This window comes from Bradyrhizobium sp. 31Argb (genome assembly GCF_043638955.1).
GTDB lineage: Bacteria > Pseudomonadota > Alphaproteobacteria > Rhizobiales > Xanthobacteraceae > Bradyrhizobium.
On the sequence record NZ_JBEGDB010000584.1, the window covers coordinates 1 to 1,447 of the forward strand.

The 1,447-nt window shown below is 65.0% G+C and carries 2 protein-coding genes and 1 tRNA gene; all 3 read right to left on the reverse strand.

The window, feature by feature from the left end; translation table 11 throughout:
* Positions 1-91 precede the first annotated feature (91 nt).
* Positions 92-167: transfer RNA gene (locus AAFX91_RS41595), tRNA-Phe, on the reverse strand.
* A gap of 134 nt (positions 168-301) precedes the next feature.
* The gene (yacG, locus tag AAFX91_RS41600; protein WP_394570337.1) at positions 302-544 is read right to left on the reverse strand and encodes a DNA gyrase inhibitor YacG; all 243 of its coding nucleotides are present in this window, start codon (positions 542-544) and stop codon (positions 302-304) included.
* A complete protein-coding gene (locus AAFX91_RS41605; protein WP_130578882.1) occupies positions 545-1,177 on the reverse strand; it encodes a Maf-like protein in 633 nt (210 codons plus the stop codon).
* Between the last annotated feature and the right edge of the window lie 270 nt (positions 1,178-1,447).

Below are 1,447 nucleotides of genomic sequence, written 5' to 3' on the forward strand. Positions count from 1 at the left end.
ACTTTGGCGTAGAGCTCACCAGGCCGCCGCCCAGCGCGCGCACTTCAAAACAAAAAGACAACTGTAATGCTAGCGCACAAGAGCGTAGTTTTGGTGCCCAGGGGCGGAATCGAACCACCGACACTGCGATTTTCAGTCGCATGCTCTACCAACTGAGCTACCTGGGCAGGTCGCGGGAGGGCCAAAAAGGCCGAGCGAGCGGGCGGGTTATAGTGGGGTGGAGGGGCGATGTCTACCCGGCTTCGCCTTTGGCTACGCCGGGCGCGGCCCCGCTTCGCAGAGCCATCATGGGCGCGCCGCGTTATCCCCAACTTATTGGTAAGTCTGATCTATCCTCGGCCTGGTCGTCGCGGCCGGGGACGATGTAGGTGCCGGAGAGCCAGCGGTTGAGGTCGACGTCGCGGCAGCGGGCGGAACAGAAGGGGCGGAAGGCATGCTCGGCCGGCTTGCCGCAGATCGGGCACGGCCTGGACGGCGTCTTGGACGGTTTCTCCGCCTTCGCAGGCGCCTCCGCGGCGCCCGCCTGTCTTCGCTGTTCCGGCATTCAACCAACCGTAGCGGTGTTCAGCCAGCCGTATCGGATCGGAAACCCTTCGCCGCCGAGCAGCGTGACCGTTTCATAGAGCGGCAGGCCCACGACATTGCTGTAGGAACCGACCATCTTGACCACGAAGGAGCCGGCAATGCCCTGCACGGCATAGCCGCCGGCTTTGCTGCGCCATTCGCCCGAACCGATATAGGCCTGGATGTCATCCTCACTCAAACGCTTGAAACGCACGCGGGTTTCGACCAGGCGCTGGCGGAACGCTTCCCTCGGGGTCACGAGGCAAATCGCGGTGTAGACGCGGTGGTTGCGGCCCGACAGCAGGCGCAGGCACTGCGCGGCCTCGTCGACCAGCTCGGCCTTCGGCAGGATGCGGCGGCCGACCGCGACCACGGTGTCCGCGGCCAGAATGAAGGAGCCGCGGATGTCGTCGTCGAGCTGCACCGATTTCAGCGCCGCTTCGGCCTTGGCCCGCGCCAGGCGGTTGGCGCAGGCGCGCGGCAGCTCGCCCCGCCGCGGGGTCTCGTCGACATCGGCCGGACGCAGCGCGTCGGGCTCGATGCCGGCCTGGTTGAGCAGGGCCAGCCGCCGAGGCGAGCCGGAAGCAAGAACGAGTTTAGGACGGCCAAGCATGCAGGTTCTTGGAGGAAGCAGGATTGGGTGGGTAAGCGCGCGCGGAACCTATCGGAAGGGGCCTTCTTTCACAACCGTGGAACCCGGGTGCGAATCATTTCCATCAGGAGGACGTAAGGCCCCATAAGCACAGCTCTTTGTCAGTGAAGCGACAAGAGGGCGTGAGCGGCGCGATGCGGCCTACGCCTGTGCGCGCGGAGAGAACCCCTTGTATCTGCACGGGCATGATTTGTGCGATGGAAGCGATTTAGCGTCTTGGCCGGTGGCCAC

What these genes read in the sequence shown, in the direction of transcription:
- yacG (WP_394570337.1), bottom strand. Translation starts at nt 544, where the DNA reads ATGCCGGAACAGCGAAGACAGGCGGGCGCCGCGGAGGCGCCTGCGAAG.
- AAFX91_RS41605 (WP_130578882.1), bottom strand. Translation starts at nt 1,177, where the DNA reads ATGCTTGGCCGTCCTAAACTCGTTCTTGCTTCCGGCTCGCCTCGGCGG.